Annotated in this window: 1 protein-coding gene; it reads right to left on the bottom strand. The window is 65.3% G+C overall.

Going from position 1 to position 1,177, the window contains the following annotated elements; translation table 11 throughout:
• Positions 1–122: 122 nt before the first annotated feature.
• Entirely contained in the window at positions 123–1,016 is an 894-nt protein-coding gene (locus AC069T_RS37980; RefSeq protein WP_478787086.1) for an IS982 family transposase, read from the bottom strand.
• Between the last annotated feature and the right edge of the window lie 161 nt (positions 1,017–1,177).

Here is a 1,177-nt window from a genome sequence, read left to right as displayed (position 1 = left end):
GGGTGGGCCGGACACTGATCATCTTCGGGTATCGCGAATCGGGAATCGTCACCGCAGGGTATGACCTTTGGCATCACCGCACGGTATGAGAGTCCCCTAGATGAGTAAGTCCGAAGTCTTGGTTAGTGGTCGTAGGCGATCAGTGATCGGGTGACCGGTGTGTTGTTGGTGCGGTTGTGCCAGATGGCCGTGGTCAGGGCGAGGATGCGCTGGCCGATGCGGGCCATGACTCCGGCTGGGGTTCTGGCCCCGTGCCGTTCGAGGTCGAGTTGGCCTTTGAGTGTGTCGTTGACCGACTCGATCAGCTGCCGGATGGGCTTGAGCAGGTGTTCACCGGGTCGGGGCTTGCGGTTGCGGTAGCTGGGCCGCAGCACGGACAGGCCGTGGTCGGCCATGAAGGCGTCGAGGTGTCGGGAGACGTAGCCCTTGTCGCCGATGACCGTCTGTCCGGGATGGCTGGTCAGCAGGTCGGCGTCGTTCAGGAGCATGTCGGCGAGGACTTCGCGTTCGTCGGTCTTGGGGTTGGCCAGTGCCCAGGCGATCGGCAGTCCGCCGGGTGTGCAGATCAGGTGGAGCCGCAGGCCCCAGAAGAACCGTGAGTGCGAGGGGCAGTAGGAGTAGGCGGCCCAGCCGGCCAGGTCGGAGCGTTTGGCGGTGGGGCGGGAGCGGGCGCATTCCACTGGGGTGGAATCCACGATCCACACGTCGTCGTGCCATAGGTCGGTGTCTCGGGCCAGGGTGCGGATGAACCGGCTGATCAGCGTGTTCGCCGCCCGCAGGCGCTTGTTGTAGCCGGACTGGCCGGGCAGGTAGGGGAACTCGGAGGCCAGGTGGCGGCGGGCGAACCGCAGCCACCTGGCTTCGGAGACGAACCCCAAAACGGCTTGCATCACTGCCACCGTCAACAGTTCCGCGTCCGTCAGTCTCGGCGGTCGCCCCGGCCGCCGCGTTCCTGCCAGAGCGTCATCGATCTTCACGTACAGTGCTGTCGCGAGGGTTTCGAGATCTGTCGTCACAAACGGATCAACGAGACCCTCGCTTCATGCACCCGAAGACTTCGGACTTACTCATCTAGGGCCGTGCCGCGCTGCCGTAGTGGTCGCGCACGACCCGGGCCAGCGCGCCCACCCGGTCCTTGGCCACCGACTTCGCCGAGAAGTAGACGTGCCCCCCAACC

It is taken from the genome of Streptomyces sp. NPDC043867 (assembly GCF_056435845.1).
Note: the sequence above shows the minus strand (reverse complement) of the source record. Positions and strands in the feature narration are given on the sequence as shown.